Origin of the sequence: Pseudomonas sp. PP3 (genome assembly GCF_905336995.1) — a bacterium.
Taxonomy (GTDB): Bacteria; Pseudomonadota; Gammaproteobacteria; order Pseudomonadales; family Pseudomonadaceae; genus Aquipseudomonas; species Aquipseudomonas reinekei.
Genome location: NZ_HG995459.1, coordinates 4,269,632 through 4,290,899, shown reverse-complemented (window position 1 = coordinate 4,290,899; position 21,268 = coordinate 4,269,632). Strand labels below are relative to the sequence as shown.

Sequence of the window (21,268 nt, the reverse complement as noted above, 5' to 3'; positions counted from 1 at the left end):
AAGCGGTCTTCTCTCGGGTGAGGGCGAGGGTTCAGTGCCGGTGCTGGCGGGTCACGCCGGCATCGAATTGCGCGACGATCTGCTGCCAGCCGGCGCTTTCGAGCGCGGCGTCGCTGAGGTCGGCAGGGGCCTTGAGGTCGGTGGCGCGGTTGAGCCAGATGTCGGGGGCGTCGTCCTCAACGGTCAAACGCATCAGAAACGAGCCGGCCACACTGGCGGTCTGGCTCTGGCCGAAATAAGCCTTGGCATCGAGCAACTGCCAGGCATGGCCGCCACGACTGACAGCGCTGGCGTCCTGGGCGAACGGCGCGAAGCCTTCATCGGCGAGGGTTGCAGGTGTCGGCAGGGTTTGTTGTTCCTGGCGCAGCAGATGAATTTCGTCCAGCGTTACCCGCAGATCGGCGTAGATGCCTTGCTCGGATGCGCTGAGGTCGCGGCGGGCATCCAGCTGATGGCTGTTGACGCTGCTCACCTCCTGAGACTCGCCGCGCCAGGCGACCACCGAACCGGCCACTGTCAGAATGATCAGGCACAACAGCAATACGTAGAGGGTTTCATGGCCGGCACCGGCCGGGCGGACGACTTGGGTGGTGGGCGTACTCATGGGGTCTCGATGTCCGCTTGATCGATTTCGACCACATGGCCGGGGCCTGCGTCGAACAGCACGTAGAACTCGGCGCCGGGTTTCTTGAAGGTCAGGGTCGAGTCGGCCCCGAGCTTGCCTGGCACCAGAATGGTTTCGTCGTAGCCGATCACGTCCAGCGTTACGCCCGGTGCACCGCTGCCATCGGAGAAGCCGCCGGTGCATTTGATCTGTTCGGCGTCGATCGCCTTGCACTCGCACATCGGGTTGTGGGCCAGGGCGCTGGTGCTGAAACCGGCGCAGAGCAGCAGCATCGCGGCGCTGAGAGGGCGAATAAGGTTGTTCATGGTTTGCCTCCTTGAGTGCTCAGCCAGGCAAGGGTGGCGGGGGAGGCCTGGCTCAGAGGAATGGATGCCTGATGCATGGAGCCGTCCCAGCCTTCCATGGTGATCCACAGTTCGGCGTCGGCCTTGGTTTTTTCCGGGATCGGCAACATGGCGCCCATGCGGTACGGCGTGCCAAAGAAAATCACCCCGGCGGCGCGCAGGCTGCGGGGTTTGCCGATGCGCAGGTAAGTGGCCTTGACCTGCTCGCGGCAGCTGTCGCACAGCGCGGCGTTGAAGCTTTTCATATAGCCGGCCGGGCCATCGGGGCGCGGTGCTTCATTGCGCAGCTCGGCAAGACGCACGCTCCACGGGCCGACCTGGACTTCGCCGATTTCCCGTTCGCCGAGCCCAGTGTCACCGCGAAACAGCGCGGCGTCGGCGAAGTACTTGGGCATAAAACCCAATGGCACCAGCAACAGCAGGACGTTGATGTGGAAACGCCATTTGTGCCAGAAGCGGCTCAGTTTCGAGGCTGGTTTTTCCGCAATGAACAGGCTCATTGGCTGACCTCCGTGGTTTCACGGCCGGTCACCGGGATATTTTCGTTGCGAGGGCGTTTGTTGCTGCGCTTGAGGGCATTGGCGGTGGCCAGGGCGGTGCGCTTGGTCCAGATCAACAGGCCGCTGAGCACCATCATGCTCAGCAGCAGGCCGAAGAAGAACCAGATCAACTTGATCCAGAGTCCGCCAAAATCACCGGTGTGCAGCGGACGCATGGACTCGGTCACGAACTCCAGGCCCGAGCGGTCCGACAGCAGGCGCGTGGCGGCAACATCGCCGGTGTACGGGTTGATTTCGGCGGTCTGGAACATCAGTGGATACCAGCTGCGCCCCCCCACCGACAGGTAGCTGTAGGCGTTGGCCGGCATGCTGACAAAGCTTTCGTCCAGACCGGGAATGCGCGCCTTGGCTTCGCGGATCGCCGCTTCCAGGCTGATCATCGGTGCCGCCGAACCGTCGGCGGTGAGCGGCACGCTCTCACGGGGCACCACGAGCGCCACCGGAGCGGTGGAGATGGAAATCTGGTTGTCGAACATGAACGCTTCGATCAGGAACCAGGTGCTGGTCACGGAAATCACCGCGATGAACCAGATTGACCAGATGCCACTGAGACGGTGGAAATCGCCCCAGAAAATCCGTGCGCCGTGGCGAATGCGCAGGGTCGGGCGCAAGAAACCTTTCCAGAAGCGTTTGTACACCACCAGCCCGGTGATCAAAGAGGCCAGCAGCGGCAGGCTGAGGAATGACACCAGATACCAGCCCCAGCTGTAGCCATTGGTGAACGGCACCAGCCACCAGCCATGCAGGGCGCGGGTGAACGCCTTGAAGTTGAATTGCGGAGCGGGGCCTTGAATGGCGCCGGTGTAAGGGTTGACGTAGACCGTCAGCGCCCGCCCGTCGGGGTAGTTGACCCCGACGTCCAGGGCAAAGTGCGACTCGTCGGGACGACTGATGCTGTCAATGATGATATCGGGCTCGGCCTTTTTGATCGCGCTGACGATCTGGTCGTAGTTGAGCCGCGGCGTATCGTCCGAAGGCTGGCTGGCGCGCATTTGCGGGTTGGCCAGCCAGACGATTTCCTGGCTCACCACGGCCAGGGTGCCGGTCACACAGACGATCAGGACGAAAAACCAGATCGGCAGCGCCAGCCAGCTATGGACCAGGAACCAGAGTTTTGAACGGGATTTCTTCGACATGATTAGGGCGTCTTATATCGATGAAAGGCCTCTACTACGGGCTTCGCAGCGATGAGGTCCATGAAAGGCCCGGCCGTGGCTTTTGCCTACGCGACAGGACTGCATCTATATAGGACGGATGAGCACCCGAAATCCCGAAGGGTGATATGAAAGAAAATGTTTCGTGTTTTCTTTTCGTTCTCTGGCTTGGGCAAAATGCCCCTCAGGAACCGGGTTGCTGGCGATAGGCACCACGGGTTCAACATCGCCAGCAAGCGGGCTCCGGCAGGGATGATTGGTATACACAAGACCTGTGAACAACCGGATTCCTGTGGGAGCTGGCTTGCCAGCGATGACGGCAAATCAAACACCTCGGGACTCAACCCTGCTGAAACATTTCCCTGGCCCGCTGCTCAATCTGCTCCTGAGTCAGATCTTCTTTACGCGTGGCCAGAAACCAAAGATGCCCATAGGGATCCTTCAACGTCCCGGAGCGGTCGCCATAGAACTGATCCTTGACCTCCGAGACCACGGTGCCACCGGCGTCGATCGCCTGTTTGTAGGATTTATCCACATCGGTCACATACAAATGAAGGCCCACCGACGGTGAACTGTCCGGGTTGCTCAACGGCCCCTGATCGCATGGCGTGCCGAGCATGATCGGGCAGTCGCCGATACGCAGTTCGGCGTGACCGATGCCGCCGTCGGGCATGGACAGGCGCATGACTTCGATGGCGCCGAAGGCTTTTTTGTAGAAGTCGATGGCTTCGGTGGCTTTTGCGATGCCCAGATACGGGGTGATGCTGTGATAACCCTCTGGAATGGGTTTGACGCTCATGATCGTTCTCCTTTTTTATTGTGAGACGAAGATCGTTCTCCAGCCGAATCAGTGTAGGAGTTGCCGAAGAGTGCGATCTTTAGATTTTGATCTTCGGCAGTCTTCGAGTTCACAAAAAGATCGCAGCCTGCGGCAGCTCGGGGGAGCCGACTGCCGGAATGCAAGTCTCTGTGGGAGTGAGTCTGTTCGCGGTGGCCGCACCACTATTTCGGATCAACCCCCGATTCCAGCAGCCGCGCCCCCGGCCCTCGATCCCCAAGCACATCGCCAAAATTGCGCAACGGGCAAGCCTCCATCGACAGACACCCGCAGCCAATGCAGCCATTGAGCTTGTCACGCAGCAAGGTCAATTGATTGATCCGCTCATCCAGATCCCGGCTCCATTGCGCCGACAGTACTTTCCAGTCCGCCGCTGTTGGCGCGCGGTTATCCGGTAAAGCCTTGAGCGCCTCGCCAATTTCCGCCAAGGGAATGCCCAGGCGTTGAGCCACTTTGATCAAAGCCACACGGCGCAACACTTCCCGTGGATATCGCCGCTGGTTGCCCTGATTGCGATTGCTTTTGATCAGCCCTTTGGACTCGTAAAAGTGCAACGCCGTGACCGCCACGCCGCTGCGGGCAGCCAATTGGCCCACGGTCAGTTCCTTGTGCAGTTTTTCCGGGGTGATCATTTGAAAAAGCCTCTTGACCTCTAGTTAACTTGAGGTTTTACCCTGCACACCTTCGGATCGCAAGATTCGTCTTACCAATGAGTGGGGACATTTCATGCCAGTGTCTGAGAAAAATCGCAGCTTCACCCAATTGATCGAATTCGAAATCGAGCCTTGTCAGCAACCGGCACTGGTGTCGGCACTGTCACGGCAGACCGAGCGCCTGGCCCAGCACCACAGTGGGTTTCTGAGTGCGAGCATCCAGGCCAGCGACGATGGCCGGCGGGTGCTCAATTATCTGCAATGGCAAACCCGCGAGGCCGGGGAAGCTGCGTTTCAGGGTTTTGAAAGCGGCGAACAGGATTTCTGGCAACTGATCCGCACCCATCAGGCGAAGACCGTGACCTTCGGTTCGTTCCAGGTGCTGCACAGCCTGGAACTCAGTCACGACCAGGCACTGCACTGCAATCTGGTGGGTTAGATCGACAGTTGCATCAAACGCTCGCCCTGTACGTTTTCCGTTGGGCGGCGCTTGTTCACCGCCAGTTCGCCAATCTTGATCAGGCGTGTGCGCGTCACGTTGCGGCTCAGCCCCAGCAGCGCGGCGGTGTGCACCTGGTTGTAATGGCAGAAACGGTAGGCTGCGCGCAGCAACGCGTCTTCGACTTTTTCGTGCAGCGCGCCGGCCTGATGTTCGAACAACTTTTGAAAGGCCCGATCAAGCAGCGCTTCGGCGGAGTCGTCGGCTTGAACGTGATGGTCGTCCTGACGCTCGATGCGCATGTTCGACAGGCGCAGGTCATCGCGTTCGATCACGCCGTTGCGGCAAATCAACAGGGTGTGGTGAATGACGTTTTCCAGTTCGCGGATATTGCCCGGCCAACTGTAGCTGCGCAGTTTCAGCTCGGCTTCTTTGCTGATGGTGATGCTGCCGTAACCTAGGCGCTGACTGTAGGCGTCGATGAAGTGGCGGGTCAGCGGCAGGATGTCGCCAGGCCGATCGCGCAACGGGCTCAGTTCCAGGCTGACCACGTCGAGCCGGTAATACAGGTCCTCGCGAAAATGCCCGGCGTTGATGGCTTTCTCCAGTTGCACGTTGGTCGCCGCGAGCACCCGCACATCGATGGGAATGCTCCTGCGCGACCCCACGCGCACCACTTCACGCTCCTGCAGGACCCGCAACAACTTGACCTGGATAGCCATTGGCAAATCGCCGATTTCATCGAGGAACAAGGTGCCGCCGTCAGCCTCTTCGAACCAGCCGGCCTTGGCGCTCAGGGCGCCCGTGAAGGCGCCTTTCTCATGCCCGAACAGCTCGGCCTCGACCAGGGATTCGGAGAACGCGCCGCAGTTCACCGCCACGAACGGCCGGTTGCGCCGGGCGCTGAGGTTGTGGATATGTCGCGCCACCAACTCTTTGCCGGTGCCGGTCTCACCAATGATCAGCACGCTGGCTTCGCTCGGCGCGACTTGTTGCAGGTGCGCAAGCAAGGCCTGGGATTTCGGGTCTTCGAACACTTGCGCGGTGGCGCGGATCGACGTGGCCAGAGCGGGCGAGGGCGGTAAGGTCAGCAATTGCATGAGGCACGCTCCATGTAGGGCAGCTTATGACCATGAATAAATCCTTAAGCGATTTTCAGCCGATTGTCGGGGTGCACGCCGAACAAAGGCGCGGCGCGTTTTGCAGCAAGGCGTATGCGGGCCTTCAACGGGTCACTGGTTATCTGGTAATTGGCGAAATCGGCTTCGGTGGCGTGTACGCCAATCGGCGGCAAGCGATGCAGTTGTTATAAAGGTCGTTTGTTATTCCTCAAAAGATCATTGATTGATATTTATAGATCATTAAGAGATATACGAGCCTCCTGCAGGTCATAGCGAGCAAATCTCGATACCCACTATCGAGAGCGATGATTTCTGCCCGTCCAAACGCGCGAGTAGCCTGTGTTCATTGCCCCGAACCCAGATGCCAGGACGCCGAACATGAAAACTCTAATCGCCACCTTGATGCTGCTCGCGGTCTCCGTTCTCGCCGGATGTGCCAGCCATGTTTCTCCGGAATTGCGGCCCTACACCGCCGAAGAAACCCGGGAGCTGGCGCTGGAAGCGTTGAACCGTCGCGGCTTGTCCTTCGACGAATACCACGCGAAAAAAGCCGAATTGCTCGGCCAGCCACAGAAGACGTTCGGCTTCGACAAACAAGGTGAAATGAACGCCGAGCGAGCTATACAGCTGCACGGTCGTCCAAGCTGAGCGAAGACTGTACTGCTGTAAGTTTTACCCAACTGTCCGTGGGTTTCCTGCGGGGTGTGCGATAGGGTCAACACCTGACCGACCCTGATGGATTGCCACCCATGACACTCTCGCTTGATCTGCTGCTGGGCTTCGCCCTGTTTGCTCTCGTGACCTCAATCACGCCCGGCCCGAACAACACCATGTTGCTGGCATCCGGCGTGAACTTCGGCTTTAACCGCACGATCCCCCATATGCTGGGCATTACCTGCGGCTTTTTCGTGCTGGTGGTGGCGGTCGGTTTCGGCTTGGGCGCGGTGTTCCAGACGTATCCCTTGCTCTATACCGTGTTGCGTTACGTCGGCGCGGCGTATTTGTTGTACCTGGCATGGAAAATCGCCCACTCCGGGCCGGTCTCGGACAGTGCCAAGGGTGAGGCGAAACCGATCAGCTACCTCGGCGCCGCCGCGTTCCAATGGGTCAATCCCAAAGCCTGGATCATGGCCATCGGCGCAATCAGCACCTATACGCCGATGCAAGGCTACTTCACCAACGTGATTGTGATTGCGGCGGTTTTCGCCCTGATCAACCTGCCCAGTGTCGGCGTCTGGGCGGCGTGCGGCACGTTGTTGCGCAACGTTTTGAAGGATCGCCGCTGGTTGCGCCTGTTCAACTGGGGCATGGCGGCATTGCTGGTGGCGTCGCTGTATCCGATCCTGCTCGAAAGCTTCAGCTGACGCATTGCTTCAACCGATTGCCTGATGCCTGTTAAGCTCACTTTTCAGGAGCGTTCCTACGCACTTTTAAATGAAGTTGTGCTTCTTTAACGGCATCCGATCAGGTATTGGTAACGTTCTGAAAACCGGACGCAGCTCATAAGGTTGCGTTTCGCTGTTGCAGTCATGAGCCTCCTGATCCCGGAACACGCTCTGCGAGTTTTTTATGAATAAACGTCCGCTGTATTTCGACTACGCCGCCACCACCCCGGTGGATGAGCGAGTCATCCAGGTCATGGTCGAGTGTCTGGGCTTTGACGGCAACTTCGGTAATCCCGCCTCCAGCTCCCACGCGTTCGGCCAACAGGCCCGGCAAACGGTCGAGCAGTCGCGAAGGCAGGTCGCCGAACTGGTCGGCGCCCAGGCTGAGCAAATTGTCTGGACCTCCGGCGCCACTGAATCCAACAACCTGGCCCTCAAGGGCGTCGCCCAGGCGCGCGGCGTTGCTGGCGGTCACATCATTACCAGTCAAATCGAACACAAGGCGATCCTCGACACTGCCCGGCAGTTGCAGGACGCGGGCGTCGAGGTTACCTATCTGGTTCCGGACGCCGATGGCCTGATCACCGCGCAAGCCGTCAGCGATGTCATGCGCGATGACACCTTCTTGGTGTCGCTGATGTTGGTCAACAACGAGTTAGGCACAGTCAATGACATCCCGGCCATCGGCCAGGTGGTGCGCGAGCGCGGCGCGTTGTTTCATGTCGACGCGGCGCAGGGCGCGGGCAAAGTGAAGATCGACCTGGCCGAGTGGCCGGTAGATTTAATGTCGTTTTCGGCGCACAAGCTCTACGGCCCCAAAGGCATCGGCGCTTTGTACGTTGGCCCTCGGGCGCGGCCGCGTTTGTTGGCACAGATCCACGGTGGCGGACACGAAGGTGGCCTGCGCTCCGGTACCCTGGCGACCCACCAGATTGCCGCCATGGGCGCGGCCTTCGCCTTGGCCGCGGCTGTGTTCGACGAAGAAAAAGCCTTGATCGTGCGCCTGCGTGAACGCTTGCTCGATCCATTGCTGGGCATGCCCGGCGTGCGCCTCAATGGCAGCCCGACCCGACGCATTCCGCACACCCTGAGCCTGACCTTCAGTGAAGGCGAGTTCAATTCAGCGGCCTTGCTCGCGTCGATCGCGTTTTCCGCGACCTCGGCGTGCAATTCCGCGAGCAATGCTCCGTCCCACGTACTGCTGGCGCTGGGGCATGACGCCCGCTCGGCAAGTCGCACCATTCGCTTGAGCCTGGGACGTTTCACCACCGAGCAGGATATCGATCAGGCCGTACAACTGATTAAAACAGCCTGCGCCAGTGCCCCGGCATTCTGGCAGTAAGGCGCAAAGCGCCGGCGTCGATCGGCACTGAACAATAATGATGAGTGGTTAGCAGGAGTCATGATGAATACGCAGGTTTCAATTACCGGATCGGTGCCTCAGCGCCTGGCGCATACCCGTGAGCTGATGAGCCGGGAGGGCATTCACGCCTTGCTGGTGCCGTCGGCCGATCCGCACTTGTCCGAATATCTGCCGGGTTACTGGCAAGGGCGTCAATGGTTGTCGGGTTTCCACGGTTCGGTCGGCACGCTGATCGTCACTGCGGATTTCGCCGGTGTCTGGGCCGACAGCCGTTATTGGGAGCAGGCGACCAAGGAACTCAAGGGCAGCGGCATCGAACTGGTCAAGCTGCAACCGGGCCAGCCGAGCCCGCTGGACTGGCTCGCCGAGCAAACCCCGGAAGGTGGCGTGGTCGCAGTCGATGGTGCGGTGATGGCCGTGGCCTCGGCGCGTACCCTGAGCGGCAAACTCGAAGAGCGCGGGGCACGACTGCGGACTGACATCGACCTGCTGAGCGAAGTCTGGAGCGATCGCCCGACGCTGCCGAACGCGCCGATCTACCAACATTTGCCTCCACAGGCGACCGTCAGCCGTGGCGAAAAACTCGCCAAACTGCGTGAAACCCTGCAGGTACGTGGCGCCGACTGGCATTTCATCGCCACCCTCGATGACATCGCCTGGCTGTTCAACCTGCGCGGCGGTGATGTCTCGTTCAACCCGGTATTCGTTTCCTTTGCCTTGATCAACCAACAACAGGCCACCCTGTTTGTGGCGTTGAGCAAGGTTGACGCCGAGCTGCGCGCGGTACTGGAGCAGGATGGCGTGACCTTGCGTGATTACAGCGAAGTGGCCGATGCCCTGCGCGCAGTGCCGAACGGTGCAAGTCTGCTGGTCGATCCGGCGCGCGTCACTGCCGGTTTGCTGGATAACTTGAACGATGGCGTCAAACTGGTCGAAGGCCTGAACCCTACGACGCTGGCCAAGTCGCAGAAAAGCCTGGCCGACGCCGAACACATCCGTCAGGCCATGGAGCAGGACGGCGCGGCGCTGTGCGAATTCTTCACCTGGCTGGACTCGGCCTGGGGCCGCGAACGCATCACTGAACTGACCATCGACGAAAAACTCACCGCTGCCCGTGAACGTCGTCCGGATTATGTGTCGCTGAGCTTCAATACCATAGCCGCATTCAACGCCAACGGCGCCATGCCGCATTACCACGCCACCGAAGAAGAACACGCGGTGATCGAAGGCGACGGTCTGTTGCTGATCGACTCCGGTGGTCAGTACCTCGGCGGCACCACCGACATCACGCGGATGGTCGCGGTGGGAACACCGACTGCAGAACAGAAACGCGACTGCACCCGCGTGCTCAAGGGCGTGATTGCCTTGTCCCGTGCGCAGTTCCCGAAAGGCATCCTGTCGCCGCTGCTGGACGCCATCGCACGTGCGCCGATCTGGGCCGAAAACGTCGATTACGGGCACGGCACCGGTCACGGCGTCGGCTACTTCCTCAATGTTCACGAAGGCCCGCAGGTCATTGCCTACCAGGCTGCCCCGGCCCCTCAGACCGCGATGCTGCCGGGCATGATCACCTCCATCGAGCCAGGTACGTACCGTCCGGGTCGTTGGGGCGTGCGCATCGAAAACCTGGCGATGAACCGCGAAGCAGGCAGCAGCGAATTCGGTGAGTTCCTGAAGTTCGAAACCCTGACCCTGTGCCCGATCGATACCCGTTGCCTGGAAACCTCGTTGCTCAGTGAAGAGGAAAAACAATGGTTCAATGCCTACCACGCCGAAGTGCGTGAGCGCTTGAGCCCGTTGCTCGACGGCGCGGCCCTTGAGTGGCTGAACACGCGTACCGCGGCTATTTGATGGCTTGCAGCTCGGGCGCTGTTTCCAGCGCCTGACTCATGTAATCGACAAAAGCCTTGACCCTGGCCGATTGGCGACGATTCGCCGGGGACACGGCATGTATCGGCAGCGGCTGCGCGGTGTAGTCACGCAGCAACGCTGTCACTCTCCCGGCTTTCAGATCCTCGCTGAACAGCCACACCGGCGACAACGCCACCCCCAATCCCCCCAGGACCAGCTCGCGAATCGCTTCGGAGTTGTTGCTCTGCGCATTGCCCTTGATTCGCACTTCATGACGCTGTGCGCCATGGTTGTAAATCCACAAGTTTTGACTGGTCAGCAGATTGAACTGCAGGCAGTTGTGCCCGCGCAGATCTTCCGGCGTTTGCGGCTCGCCGTGTTGCGCCAGGTAATGCGGTGCCGCCACGGTCATCCGGTGGGTGGTGCCGATGTGGCGAGCTATCAGGCTGCTGTCATTCAACGCGCCAATCCTGAACGTGACGTCCAGACCTTCACTGACCAGGTCCTGATTCTGATCACTCAGTTGCAAGTCAATCTGAATCCCGGGATAGCGCCTGAGAAATGCCGGCAGACGCGGGGCAATCTGCAGGCGCCCGAAACTCACGGAAGAACCGATTCGCAGTGGACCGGCAATGGTCTCCCGGCCAGACTGGAAGCTGTGTTCGGCGGCGTCCACGGCAGCGAGGATGTGCCGGCATTGGTCGTAGTAGCGCTGGCCTTCATCGGTCAGCGATAACTTTCGGGTGCTGCGGGTAATCAGCTTGCCGCCCAGTTCGCTTTCCAGTGCCTGTAGCACTTTGCTGATGGTTGGCTGACTGGTCTGCAACTCCCGGGCGACGGCGGAAAAACTGCCGCGTTCAACCACTCGGACGAAAATCGCCATTGCGTTTAATTTGTCCACGAGGCGTCTCATTGATGCTGTCAGGGCATAGTCACTATAGCGATATGGCGTCTTATCGGCATGAGTAGGTTGGTTGAAGATCATTCCTACAACCACCTCTGACGGGAGTATGCGAAATGACTGACTCATTGCAAATGCGTGCGCTGATTGTTGACTCGGCTAATGCGCCGCTACGCTTGGCTTGTATTCCTCGGCCGACTCCAGGCGTGGGACAGGTTCTGGTGCGGGTAGCGGCCAGCGGGTTGAATCCATTGGACGGGAAGATTCGGTCGGGCCAGGCCGCCCACGCGCGGCAGCCGTTGCCGGCAGTGTTGGGCATGGATCTGGCGGGGACAGTGGAAGCGTTGGGGGAGGGGGTAAATGGCTGGAAGCCGGGTGATCAGGTCTATGCGATGGCGACGGGGATTGGCGGAGTTCAGGGTTCACTGGCTCAGTACGCGGTGGTCGATGCGCGGCTCTTGGCGCATAAACCGGGCAATCTGGACATGCGCGAAGCGGCCGGTTTGCCGTTGGTGCTGATTACCGCGTGGGAAGGGTTGGTCGATCGGGCGCGGGTGCGGGCGGGGCAAAAAGTCTTGATTCACGGTGGTGCAGGAGGGGTCGGGCATGTAGCGGTGCAGATCGCCCGTGCATTCGGCGCAGTGGTGTTTGCCACGGGGTCTGCGCGCCATCAAGCGGTTATAGAGGACTTGGGGGCAACGTTTATCGATTACCGCCAGTCTTCAGTCGAGGCTTATGTGGCGGAGCACACGGATGGGGTGGGCTTCGATATCGTTTATGACACGGTGGGCGGTGAAGTACTGGACGCATCATTCAAGGCCGCGCGGGTTTATCACGGCCATGTAGTGAGTTGTCTGGGATGGGGGCAGCACAGTCTCGCGCCGCTTTCATTTCGCGGGGCAAGCTATTCCGGCGTATTCACGTTGCTGCCATTGCTGACGGGCGAGGGACTTGAGCATCACGGGGAGATTCTTCGGCAAGCGGCGCGTTTGATCGAGGCCGGCAGAGTTAAACCCATTCTCGATCCGCGCCGGTTCACCTTGCAAACCGCCGATGCCGCCCATGAACTGCTGCAATCGGGAGCAGCGCAGGGGCGGTTGGTGGTCGAGGTTTAACGCAGGGCTTCTAGGACGAAGTCCAGTCGATCCTGGCCGAAGAACAACTGGTCATCCACAAACATGCTTGGAGCACCAAACACGCCGCGCTGCACCGCTTTTTCGGTATTGGTCTTGAGCGCGGCTTTGACCTCTTCGTCGGCGGTCAGGGCGAGTACTTCATTAGGGTCGAAGTTGTTTTGGGTCAGCACGGCGCCGACGGTGGCCGGTTCATCGAGGCTGCAGCCGTCAACCCACAGCGCTTTGAACAGGCAGTCGATAAACGCCAGAAAACGCTCGGGGTGGCGCATCTGTATGCCAGTGACGGCACGCATCAACATGAGGGTGTTGATCGGGAAATGCGGATTGAACTTCAGCGGCACGCCATAACGTTTGGCAAAGCGGTCGAGGTCTTGAAACATGTAATGCCCCTTGGCTGGAACATTCGCCGGGGAAGCATTACCGGTGGCTTTGAAGACCCCGCCAAGCAGGATCGGGATGTAGAGGAGTTGGCTGTCGGTTTGCTCACAGATCTTGGGTAGCTGTGTGTATGCCAGGTAAGTGGCGGGGCTGCCCAGGTCGAAGTAGAACTCCACGGTTTTGCTCATGGTCGTTGCGCTCTGTTGTTGTTATAGGGGGAGGGCTTACCAGCGTTCGCTCCAGGGACGCAGGTCCAGCTCGAAGGTCCAGGCGTCGCGAGGCTGGCTGTGCAGGTACCAGTAGTTCTCGGCGATGTGTTCGGGGTTGAGAATGCCGTCCTGATCTTTGGTTGCGTACTTCTCGGGAAAACTGTCGCGAATGAAGTCGGTATCGATGGCACCGTCGACGATGATATGGGCAACGTGAATGTTCATCGGCCCCAGCTCACGCGCCATGCTCTGCGCCAGGGCACGGATGCCGTGCTTGGCGCCGGCGAACGCGGCAAATCCTGCGGCGCCTCGCATGCCGGCGGTTGCGCCAGTGAACAGTATCGTTCCGCGCTGACGCTTGGCCATGCGAATGGCCACTTCACGGGCGTTGAGAAAACCCGAGAAACAGGCCATTTCCCAGATCTTGAAATACTTGCGGGCGGTTTCTTCCAGAATGCTGCAAGGCACGTTGGCGCCGATGTTGAAGACGAAAGCTTCGATGGGGCCGATCTCGCTTTCAATCTGCTCGACCAATGCCACCACATCGTCCTCTTTGCGCGCATCGCAAGCAAAGCCGTGGGCTTCACCGCCGTCGGCCAGGATTGCGTCGACTAGCGGCTGGAGTTTGTCCGCGCTGCGGCGGGTGACGCAGGCGACGAATCCTTCTTGGGCAAAACGCTTGGCAATGGCGCCACCGGTAGAATCACCCGCACCAACGACCAGTACGACCTTCTTGTTATTCATGGGTAGATCCCTTTAGTAAACGATCGTTAACTAAACGAACGTTATGCTACGATTTGATCAGCGTCAAGGCGATCAATCCTGAGGGAAAGGCAATGCGTTACTCGGCCAGTCACAAGTTGGAAACCAGAGAAAAACTCCTGCAAAGCAGTGCGGTATCGGCAAAGCGATCCGGGTTTTCGACGGTGGGTGTGGACGGCTTGATGAAGGCGATCGGCTTGAGTGGCGGGGCTTTCTACAGCCACTTCTCTTCAAAGGACGAATTGTTTGCTTCAGTTGTCGAAAGTGAGTTGAGGCAAAGTCTGGAACGATTGGGGGCCGAGCAGGATCGCGACAAGCTTGAGCGGTGCCTGAAGCAGTACTTGAGCATGTCCCATGTCGAACATCCGGAAACGGGTTGTGCACTGCCGGCGCTGGGCGCCGAGATCGCGCGTTCTGACATCGCGATTCGTCAGCAGGCGGAGCGCTGGATTTGTCAGTTGCAGGAGAGTTGGGCGCAGGTGCTGGAGAGCGACAGTTTGGCTTGGGCCATTCTGTCGCAATGTATCGGGGCGTTGGTAGTGGCGAGGATGTTGGCCACTACGGAGCTTCAGCATAAGGTGCTGAAGTCCAGTTACGATGAGATCGGACGGCAGATCGCAGGCCCTGGAGCCTGACGACGAGGTCGCAAACTATTTGCAGATGACAATCATGCTGCGACTGGTGTAGCCCGCTGGATTGAGGCCAAACGGATAGTCGCCCGGTTCCTCTACGGCATCCCCTGACTTGGCGATGACCTTGTATCCCTTCGGTGCGCACGAGTTGGCGGCACTGGCGTAGCACTGATCCCAGGATGACGACAGGCCTGAACAGTTGATGTGCAGCCCTTTCCTGCCGTGCTTGACCTGGGTCGTCGATGTCGCCGCGCAGCCCGCAATTGCAAGTACGGCGATCATTATCAAAATTCGTTTCATTGCTGTCCTTGTTGCTTTCCCGGATCTGACGCCCGGTCTGGCAGTATTCGCTTTCGCATGAAGCGTGCTGATTTCCCTGTCTTGAAAAGTCCATGTCTGACATCGGATTGCGGGCTAAACATGGCCTAAATGAGCGGCAAATACCAGAGTCTCTTCAAATCTTGCATCAATCCGCCGCAATCGCTGGCTTGGCTGAGCTCCCCATGGTCATGGTCGCGCCGACCGAAGCCAGGATGATGCACAAGATAGCCATCCATTGTGACAGGGACAGGTATTCCTGCAGGAACAGTAAGCCGGATAGCGCACCAATAGCGGGTTCGATGCTCATCAATGTTCCGAATGTCCTGGCTGGCATGCGGGTGAGGGCGACCATCTCCAGCGTATAGGGGAGGGCTGTGGACAGAATGGCAACTCCAAGGGCAATCGGGATCAGTGATGGGGTCAGCAGCGCGGCTCCAGCATGAACAATGCCTATGGGAGCTACGAACAGGGCGGCAATCATTACCCCCAGTGCGGCTGTCTGCACGCCATTGTCGGCACCGGCCTTTTGGCCAAATAGAATGTACAGCGCCCAGCATACCCCGGCGCCCAATGCGTAGCCGGCACCTACCAGGTCAATACCTGCGGTCGTTGCACCCGTAGGTATCAGTAGGAGCAAGCCGAGAGCTGCAAGTGCGATCCACAGGAAATCGATTGCTCGTCGTGAAGCGTAAATGGCGACTGCCAATGGCCCGGTGAACTCAAGGGCCACCGCGATACCCAGAGGCACTGTGCGCAAGGACATATAGAAGAGGAAGTTCATGCCGCCCAGAGCCATGCCGTAGACGATAACGGTTCGCAGGGACTTCGCCGTAAGCTTTGCGCGCCATGGGCGCAAGAGCAGCAGCATGATTACGCTGGCAAAAATCAGGCGCAGAGTGGTGGTCCCTTGGGCGCCAACAATGGGGAACATGCTTTTGGCCAGGGAGGCTCCGGACTGGATCGATGCCATGGCTATTATTAGCAGGCCGACCGAGAACAGGGTCGAGGCAAGGCTGCGAGGTTGGTCATTCATTGAGAGGCATCGTCCAAAGTGGGTGGAACTGGAGCGCTATTGTTGTGTTGAGCAATATACTGCGCATTCCTTGGTGGCGCGTCTATATATAAGCAGCGATTTTGCGCATCCTGATAGAAAAACCAAATCAGTGCTTGACGGCAGATTTCAGGTGTCTATAATTCGCCCCACTTCCGGCGCAGTCGAAACGGAAAACTCCTTGGTAAACAACGAGTTACGCAGTTTTCGGCAGCAAGTTGCTTCAGGTCATCGAAGCCAAAAGGAAGTTGAAAAAGAGGTGTTGACAGCAGCGTGTAACGCTGTAGAATTCGCCTCCCGCTGACGAGAGATCGAAAGCGCAAGTGGTTGAAGTTGTTAAGGAAATCCTTGAAAACTTCTGAAAATAACCACTTGACAGCAAATGAGGCTGCTGTAGAATGCGCGCCTCGGTTGAGACGAAAGATCTTAACCAACCGCTCTTTAACAACTGAATCAAGCAATTCGTGTGGGTGCTTGTGGAGTCAGACTGCTAGTCAACAGATTATCAGCATCACAAGTTACTCCGCGAGAAATCAAAGATGTAACCAACGATTGCTGAGCCAAGTTTAGGGTTTTCTCAAAACCCAAAGATGTTTGAACTGAAGAGTTTGATCATGGCTCAGATTGAACGCTGGCGGCAGGCCTAACACATGCAAGTCGAGCGGATGACAGGAGCTTGCTCCTGAATTCAGCGGCGGACGGGTGAGTAATGCCTAGGAATCTGCCTGGTAGTGGGGGACAACGTTTCGAAAGGAACGCTAATACCGCATACGTCCTACGGGAGAAAGCAGGGGACCTTCGGGCCTTGCGCTATCAGATGAGCCTAGGTCGGATTAGCTAGTTGGTGAGGTAATGGCTCACCAAGGCGACGATCCGTAACTGGTCTGAGAGGATGATCAGTCACACTGGAACTGAGACACGGTCCAGACTCCTACGGGAGGCAGCAGTGGGGAATATTGGACAATGGGCGAAAGCCTGATCCAGCCATGCCGCGTGTGTGAAGAAGGTCTTCGGATTGTAAAGCACTTTAAGTTGGGAGGAAGGGTTGTAGATTAATACTCTGCAATTTTGACGTTACCGACAGAATAAGCACCGGCTAACTCTGTGCCAGCAGCCGCGGTAATACAGAGGGTGCAAGCGTTAATCGGAATTACTGGGCGTAAAGCGCGCGTAGGTGGTTTGTTAAGTTGGATGTGAAATCCCCGGGCTCAACCTGGGAACTGCATTCAAAACTGACAAGCTAGAGTATGGTAGAGGGTGGTGGAATTTCCTGTGTAGCGGTGAAATGCGTAGATATAGGAAGGAACACCAGTGGCGAAGGCGACCACCTGGACTGATACTGACACTGAGGTGCGAAAGCGTGGGGAGCAAACAGGATTAGATACCCTGGTAGTCCACGCCGTAAACGATGTCAACTAGCCGTTGGGAGCCTTGAGCTCTTAGTGGCGCAGCTAACGCATTAAGTTGACCGCCTGGGGAGTACGGCCGCAAGGTTAAAACTCAAATGAATTGACGGGGGCCCGCACAAGCGGTGGAGCATGTGGTTTAATTCGAAGCAACGCGAAGAACCTTACCAGGCCTTGACATCCAATGAACTTTCCAGAGATGGATTGGTGCCTTCGGGAACATTGAGACAGGTGCTGCATGGCTGTCGTCAGCTCGTGTCGTGAGATGTTGGGTTAAGTCCCGTAACGAGCGCAACCCTTGTCCTTAGTTACCAGCACGTAATGGTGGGCACTCTAAGGAGACTGCCGGTGACAAACCGGAGGAAGGTGGGGATGACGTCAAGTCATCATGGCCCTTACGGCCTGGGCTACACACGTGCTACAATGGTCGGTACAGAGGGTTGCCAAGCCGCGAGGTGGAGCTAATCCCATAAAACCGATCGTAGTCCGGATCGCAGTCTGCAACTCGACTGCGTGAAGTCGGAATCGCTAGTAATCGCGAATCAGAATGTCGCGGTGAATACGTTCCCGGGCCTTGTACACACCGCCCGTCACACCATGGGAGTGGGTTGCACCAGAAGTAGCTAGTCTAACCTTCGGGAGGACGGTTACCACGGTGTGATTCATGACTGGGGTGAAGTCGTAACAAGGTAGCCGTAGGGGAACCTGCGGCTGGATCACCTCCTTAATCGACGACTCAGCTGCTCCATGAGCTCCCACACGAATTGCTTGATTCATTGAAGAAGACGATAAGAAGCAGCCCGAAATTGGGTCTGTAGCTCAGTTGGTTAGAGCGCACCCCTGATAAGGGTGAGGTCGGCAGTTCGAATCTGCCCAGACCCACCAATTTTGTGTGGGAAACGCCTGTAGAAATACGGGGCCATAGCTCAGCTGGGAGAGCGCCTGCCTTGCACGCAGGAGGTCAGCGGTTCGATCCCGCTTGGCTCCACCACTACTGCTTCTGACGTTTGAAAGCTTAGAAATGAGCATTCCATCAAGGTGATGGTGAATGTTGATTTCTAGTCTTTTGATTAGATCGTTCTTTAAAAATTTGGGTATGTGATAGAAAGATAGACTGAACGTTACTTTCACTGGTAACGGATCAGGCTAAGGTAAAATTTGTGAGTTCTCTTAGTTGAGAAATTCGAATTTTCGGCGAATGTCGTCTTCACAGTATAACCAGATTGCTTGGGGTTATATGGTCAAGTGAAGAAGCGCATACGGTGGATGCCTTGGCAGTCAGAGGCGATGAAAGACGTGGTAGCCTGCGAAAAGCTTCGGGGAGTCGGCAAACAGACTTTGATCCGGAGATGTCTGAATGGGGGAACCCAGCCATCATAAGATGGTTATCTTGTACTGAATACATAGGTGCAAGAGGCGAACCAGGGGAACTGAAACATCTAAGTACCCTGAGGAAAAGAAATCAACCGAGATTCCCTTAGTAGTGGCGAGCGAACGGGGACTAGCCCTTAAGTGGCTTTGAGATTAGCGGAACGCTCTGGAAAGTGCGGCCATAGTGGGTGATAGCCCTGTACGCGAAAATCTCTTGGTCATGAAATCGAGTAGGACGGAGCACGAGAAACTTTGTCTGAATATGGGGGGACCATCCTCCAAGGCTAAATACTACTGACTGACCGATAGTGAACTAGTACCGTGAGGGAAAGGCGAAAAGAACCCCGGAGAGGGGAGTGAAATAGATCCTGAAACCGTATGCGTACAAGCAGTGGGAGCAGACTTTGTTCTGTGACTGCGTACCTTTTGTATAATGGGTCAGCGACTTATTTTCAGTGGCGAGCTTAACCGAATAGGGGAGGCGTAGCGAAAGCGAGTCTTAATAGGGCGTCTAGTCGCTGGGAATAGACCCGAAACCGGGCGATCTATCCATGGGCAGGTTGAAGGTTAGGTAACACTGACTGGAGGACCGAACCGACTACCGTTGAAAAGTTAGCGGATGACCTGTGGATCGGAGTGAAAGGCTAATCAAGCTCGGAGATAGCTGGTTCTCCTCGAAAGCTATTTAGGTAGCGCCTCATGTATCACTGTAGGGGGTAGAGCACTGTTTCGGCTAGGGGGTCATCCCGACTTACCAAACCGATGCAAACTCCGAATACCTACAAGTGCCGAGCATGGGAGACACACGGCGGGTGCTAACGTCCGTCGTGAAAAGGGAAACAACCCAGACCGTCAGCTAAGGTCCCAAAGTTATGGTTAAGTGGGAAACGATGTGGGAAGGCTTAGACAGCTAGGAGGTTGGCTTAGAAGCAGCCACCCTTTAAAGAAAGCGTAATAGCTCACTAGTCGAGTCGGCCTGCGCGGAAGATGTAACGGGGCTCAAACCATACACCGAAGCTACGGGTATCACTTAGGTGATGCGGTAGAGGAGCGTTCTGTAAGCCTGTGAAGGTGAGTTGAGAAGCTTGCTGGAGGTATCAGAAGTGCGAATGCTGACATGAGTAACGACAATGGGTGTGAAAAACACCCACGCCGAAAGACCAAGGTTTCCTGCGCAACGTTAATCGACGCAGGGTTAGTCGGTCCCTAAGGCGAGGCTGAAAAGCGTAGTCGATGGAAAACAGGTTAATATTCCTGTACTTCTGGTTATTGCGATGGAGGGACGGAGAAGGCTAGGCCAGCTTGGCGTTGGTTGTCCAAGTTTAAGGTGGTAGGCTGGAATCTTAGGTAAATCCGGGATTCTAAGGCCGAGAGCTGATGACGAGTGTTCTTTTAGAACACGAAGTGGTTGATGCCATGCTTCCAAGAAAAGCTTCTAAGCTTCAGGTAACCAGGAACCGTACCCCAAACCGACACAGGTGGTTGGGTAGAGAATACCAAGGCGCTTGAGAGAACTCGGGTGAAGGAACTAGGCAAAATGGCACCGTAACTTCGGGAGAAGGTGCGCCGGTGAGGGTGAAGGACTTGCTCCGTAAGCCCACGCCGGTCGAAGATACCAGGCCGCTGCGACTGTTTATTAAAAACACAGCACTCTGCAAACACGAAAGTGGACGTATAGGGTGTGACGCCTGCCCGGTGCCGGAAGGTTAATTGATGGGGTTAGCTAACGCGAAGCTCTTGATCGAAGCCCCGGTAAACGGCGGCCGTAACTATAACGGTCCTAAGGTAGCGAAATTCCTTGTCGGGTAAGTTCCGACCTGCACGAATGGCGTAACGATGGCGGCGCTGTCTCCACCCGAGACTCAGTGAAATTGAAATCGCTGTGAAGATGCAGTGTATCCGCGGCTAGACGGAAAGACCCCGTGAACCTTTACTATAGCTTTGCACTGGACTTTGAATTTGCTTGTGTAGGATAGGTGGGAGGCTTTGAAGCGTGGACGCCAGTTCGCGTGGAGCCATCCTTGAAATACCACCCTGGCAACTTTGAGGTTCTAACTCAGGTCCGTTATCCGGATCGAGGACAGTGTATGGTGGGTAGTTTGACTGGGGCGGTCTCCTCCTAAAGAGTAACGGAGGAGTACGAAGGTGCGCTCAGACCGGTCGGAAATCGGTCGTAGAGTATAAAGGCAAAAGCGCGCTTGACTGCGAGACAGACACGTCGAGCAGGTACGAAAGTAGGTCTTAGTGATCCGGTGGTTCTGTATGGAAGGGCCATCGCTCAACGGATAAAAGGTACTCCGGGGATAACAGGCTGATACCGCCCAAGAGTTCATATCGACGGCGGTGTTTGGCACCTCGATGTCGGCTCATCACATCCTGGGGCTGAAGCCGGTCCCAAGGGTATGGCTGTTCGCCATTTAAAGTGGTACGCGAGCTGGGTTTAGAACGTCGTGAGACAGTTCGGTCCCTATCTGCCGTGGACGTTTGAGATTTGAGAGGGGCTGCTCCTAGTACGAGAGGACCGGAGTGGACGAACCTCTGGTGTTCCGGTTGTCACGCCAGTGGCATTGCCGGGTAGCTATGTTCGGAATAGATAACCGCTGAAAGCATCTAAGCGGGAAACTAGCCTCAAGATGAGATCTCACTGGGACCTTGAGTCCCCTGAAGGGCCGTCGAAGACTACGACGTTGATAGGTTGGGTGTGTAAGCGCTGTGAGGCGTTGAGCTAACCAATACTAATTGCCCGTGAGGCTTGACCATATAACACC

19 protein-coding genes, 2 tRNA genes, 2 rRNA genes and 1 pseudogene are annotated in these 21,268 nt (G+C 57.3%); 11 read left to right on the top strand and 13 right to left on the bottom strand.

The window, feature by feature from the left end:
* Nucleotides 1-31: 31 nt before the first annotated feature.
* From KHO07_RS19580 to soxR, 6 genes are all read right to left on the bottom strand, one after another.
* The gene (locus KHO07_RS19580; RefSeq protein WP_212625261.1) at nucleotides 32-604 is read right to left on the bottom strand and encodes a DUF6162 family protein; all 573 of its coding nucleotides are present in this window, start codon (nucleotides 602-604) and stop codon (nucleotides 32-34) included.
* Nucleotides 601-930 carry a hypothetical protein gene (locus KHO07_RS19575; RefSeq protein ID WP_150736089.1) on the bottom strand — a complete coding sequence of 110 codons (330 nt, stop codon included), beginning with the start codon at nucleotides 928-930 and terminating at the stop codon, nucleotides 601-603. Before KHO07_RS19575 ends, KHO07_RS19580 begins: the two co-directional genes overlap by 4 nt.
* On the bottom strand, nucleotides 927-1,469 hold the full coding sequence (locus KHO07_RS19570; RefSeq protein WP_150736090.1) for a thiamine pyrophosphate-binding protein: 543 nt from the start codon (nucleotides 1,467-1,469) through the stop codon (nucleotides 927-929). The genes KHO07_RS19575 and KHO07_RS19570 overlap by 4 nt, the downstream gene beginning before the upstream one ends.
* A complete protein-coding gene (locus KHO07_RS19565; protein WP_150736091.1) occupies nucleotides 1,466-2,665 on the bottom strand; it encodes a PepSY domain-containing protein in 1,200 nt (399 codons plus the stop codon). Before KHO07_RS19565 ends, KHO07_RS19570 begins: the two co-directional genes overlap by 4 nt.
* Nucleotides 2,666-3,023: 358 nt before the next feature.
* Nucleotides 3,024-3,482 (bottom strand): VOC family protein, encoded by a 459-nt coding sequence (locus tag KHO07_RS19560; protein WP_150736092.1) that lies wholly within the window; start codon nucleotides 3,480-3,482, stop codon nucleotides 3,024-3,026.
* A 203-nt stretch (nucleotides 3,483-3,685) separates the two neighbouring features.
* Entirely contained in the window at nucleotides 3,686-4,153 is a 468-nt protein-coding gene (gene soxR / locus KHO07_RS19555) for a redox-sensitive transcriptional activator SoxR (RefSeq protein WP_212625260.1), read from the bottom strand.
* A gap of 94 nt (nucleotides 4,154-4,247) precedes the next feature.
* Here soxR and KHO07_RS19550 point away from each other — a divergent pair, with 94 nt between their 5' ends.
* A complete protein-coding gene (locus KHO07_RS19550; RefSeq protein ID WP_150736094.1) occupies nucleotides 4,248-4,613 on the top strand; it encodes an antibiotic biosynthesis monooxygenase in 366 nt (121 codons plus the stop codon).
* On the opposite strand, the gene KHO07_RS19545 is transcribed toward KHO07_RS19550, so the two are convergent.
* Both KHO07_RS19545 and KHO07_RS19540 read right to left on the bottom strand, forming a co-directional pair.
* Entirely contained in the window at nucleotides 4,610-5,713 is a 1,104-nt protein-coding gene (locus tag KHO07_RS19545) for a sigma-54 dependent transcriptional regulator (RefSeq protein WP_212625259.1), read from the bottom strand. The two genes, KHO07_RS19550 and KHO07_RS19545, sit on opposite strands and share 4 nt — an antisense overlap.
* 44 nt (nucleotides 5,714-5,757) lie before the next feature.
* A pseudogene (locus KHO07_RS19540) lies at nucleotides 5,758-5,901 on the bottom strand (FMN reductase); the annotation flags it as partial.
* Between the two features lie 211 nt (nucleotides 5,902-6,112).
* On the opposite strand from KHO07_RS19540, the gene KHO07_RS19535 reads away from it, so the two are divergent.
* The 4 genes from KHO07_RS19535 to KHO07_RS19520 all read left to right on the top strand — a co-directional run bounded on the left by KHO07_RS19535 (nucleotide 6,113) and on the right by KHO07_RS19520 (nucleotide 10,333).
* Complete coding sequence (locus tag KHO07_RS19535) at nucleotides 6,113-6,382, top strand: hypothetical protein (RefSeq protein ID WP_212625258.1); 270 nt, start codon at nucleotides 6,113-6,115, stop codon at nucleotides 6,380-6,382.
* A gap of 101 nt (nucleotides 6,383-6,483) precedes the next feature.
* Nucleotides 6,484-7,098: a LysE family translocator gene (locus KHO07_RS19530; RefSeq protein WP_150736097.1), complete on the top strand. Its 615-nt coding sequence runs from the start codon at nucleotides 6,484-6,486 to the stop codon at nucleotides 7,096-7,098.
* Between the two features lie 205 nt (nucleotides 7,099-7,303).
* Entirely contained in the window at nucleotides 7,304-8,461 is a 1,158-nt protein-coding gene (locus tag KHO07_RS19525) for an aminotransferase class V-fold PLP-dependent enzyme (protein ID WP_150736098.1), read from the top strand.
* A 63-nt stretch (nucleotides 8,462-8,524) separates the two neighbouring features.
* Nucleotides 8,525-10,333 carry an aminopeptidase P family protein gene (locus KHO07_RS19520; protein ID WP_212625257.1) on the top strand — a complete coding sequence of 603 codons (1,809 nt, stop codon included), beginning with the start codon at nucleotides 8,525-8,527 and terminating at the stop codon, nucleotides 10,331-10,333.
* On the opposite strand, the gene KHO07_RS19515 is transcribed toward KHO07_RS19520, so the two are convergent.
* Nucleotides 10,326-11,246: a LysR family transcriptional regulator gene (locus KHO07_RS19515; RefSeq protein ID WP_212625256.1), complete on the bottom strand. Its 921-nt coding sequence runs from the start codon at nucleotides 11,244-11,246 to the stop codon at nucleotides 10,326-10,328. The two genes, KHO07_RS19520 and KHO07_RS19515, sit on opposite strands and share 8 nt — an antisense overlap.
* A 104-nt stretch (nucleotides 11,247-11,350) precedes the next feature.
* On the opposite strand from KHO07_RS19515, the gene KHO07_RS19510 reads away from it, so the two are divergent.
* Nucleotides 11,351-12,349, top strand: a complete 999-nt coding sequence (locus KHO07_RS19510) for a zinc-dependent alcohol dehydrogenase family protein (protein ID WP_212625255.1) — start codon at nucleotides 11,351-11,353, stop codon at nucleotides 12,347-12,349.
* On the opposite strand, the gene KHO07_RS19505 is transcribed toward KHO07_RS19510, so the two are convergent.
* Together KHO07_RS19505 and KHO07_RS19500 are read right to left on the bottom strand one after the other, a co-directional pair.
* Entirely contained in the window at nucleotides 12,346-12,936 is a 591-nt protein-coding gene (locus KHO07_RS19505) for a 2-hydroxychromene-2-carboxylate isomerase (protein ID WP_212625254.1), read from the bottom strand. The genes KHO07_RS19510 and KHO07_RS19505 overlap by 4 nt on opposite strands.
* A gap of 36 nt (nucleotides 12,937-12,972) precedes the next feature.
* A complete protein-coding gene (locus KHO07_RS19500; protein WP_150736103.1) occupies nucleotides 12,973-13,701 on the bottom strand; it encodes an SDR family oxidoreductase in 729 nt (242 codons plus the stop codon).
* Between the two features lie 92 nt (nucleotides 13,702-13,793).
* Between KHO07_RS19500 and KHO07_RS19495 the strand changes: the two genes are divergently transcribed.
* On the top strand, nucleotides 13,794-14,354 hold the full coding sequence (locus KHO07_RS19495) for a TetR/AcrR family transcriptional regulator (protein WP_212625253.1): 561 nt from the start codon (nucleotides 13,794-13,796) through the stop codon (nucleotides 14,352-14,354).
* A gap of 15 nt (nucleotides 14,355-14,369) precedes the next feature.
* Here the strand turns inward: KHO07_RS19495 and KHO07_RS19490 are convergent, their stop codons facing one another.
* Nucleotides 14,370-14,651 carry a hypothetical protein gene (locus KHO07_RS19490; protein WP_150736104.1) on the bottom strand — a complete coding sequence of 94 codons (282 nt, stop codon included), beginning with the start codon at nucleotides 14,649-14,651 and terminating at the stop codon, nucleotides 14,370-14,372.
* A gap of 166 nt (nucleotides 14,652-14,817) precedes the next feature.
* A complete protein-coding gene (gene rhtA / locus KHO07_RS19485) occupies nucleotides 14,818-15,705 on the bottom strand; it encodes a threonine/homoserine exporter RhtA (RefSeq protein ID WP_150736105.1) in 888 nt (295 codons plus the stop codon).
* A 614-nt stretch (nucleotides 15,706-16,319) separates the two neighbouring features.
* Between rhtA and KHO07_RS19480 the strand changes: the two genes are divergently transcribed.
* The 4 genes from KHO07_RS19480 (at nucleotide 16,320) to KHO07_RS19465 (ending at nucleotide 21,260) form a co-directional block, all read left to right on the top strand.
* Nucleotides 16,320-17,856 (top strand): 16S ribosomal RNA (locus tag KHO07_RS19480).
* Nucleotides 17,857-17,937: 81 nt separating this feature from the next.
* A tRNA-Ile gene (locus tag KHO07_RS19475) sits at nucleotides 17,938-18,014 on the top strand.
* A 30-nt stretch (nucleotides 18,015-18,044) separates the two neighbouring features.
* A tRNA-Ala gene (locus tag KHO07_RS19470) sits at nucleotides 18,045-18,120 on the top strand.
* Between the two features lie 248 nt (nucleotides 18,121-18,368).
* Nucleotides 18,369-21,260 (top strand): 23S ribosomal RNA (locus KHO07_RS19465).
* Together the 16S and 23S rRNA genes with 2 tRNA genes alongside form the textbook arrangement of a ribosomal RNA operon.
* Nucleotides 21,261-21,268: the final 8 nt, after the last annotated feature.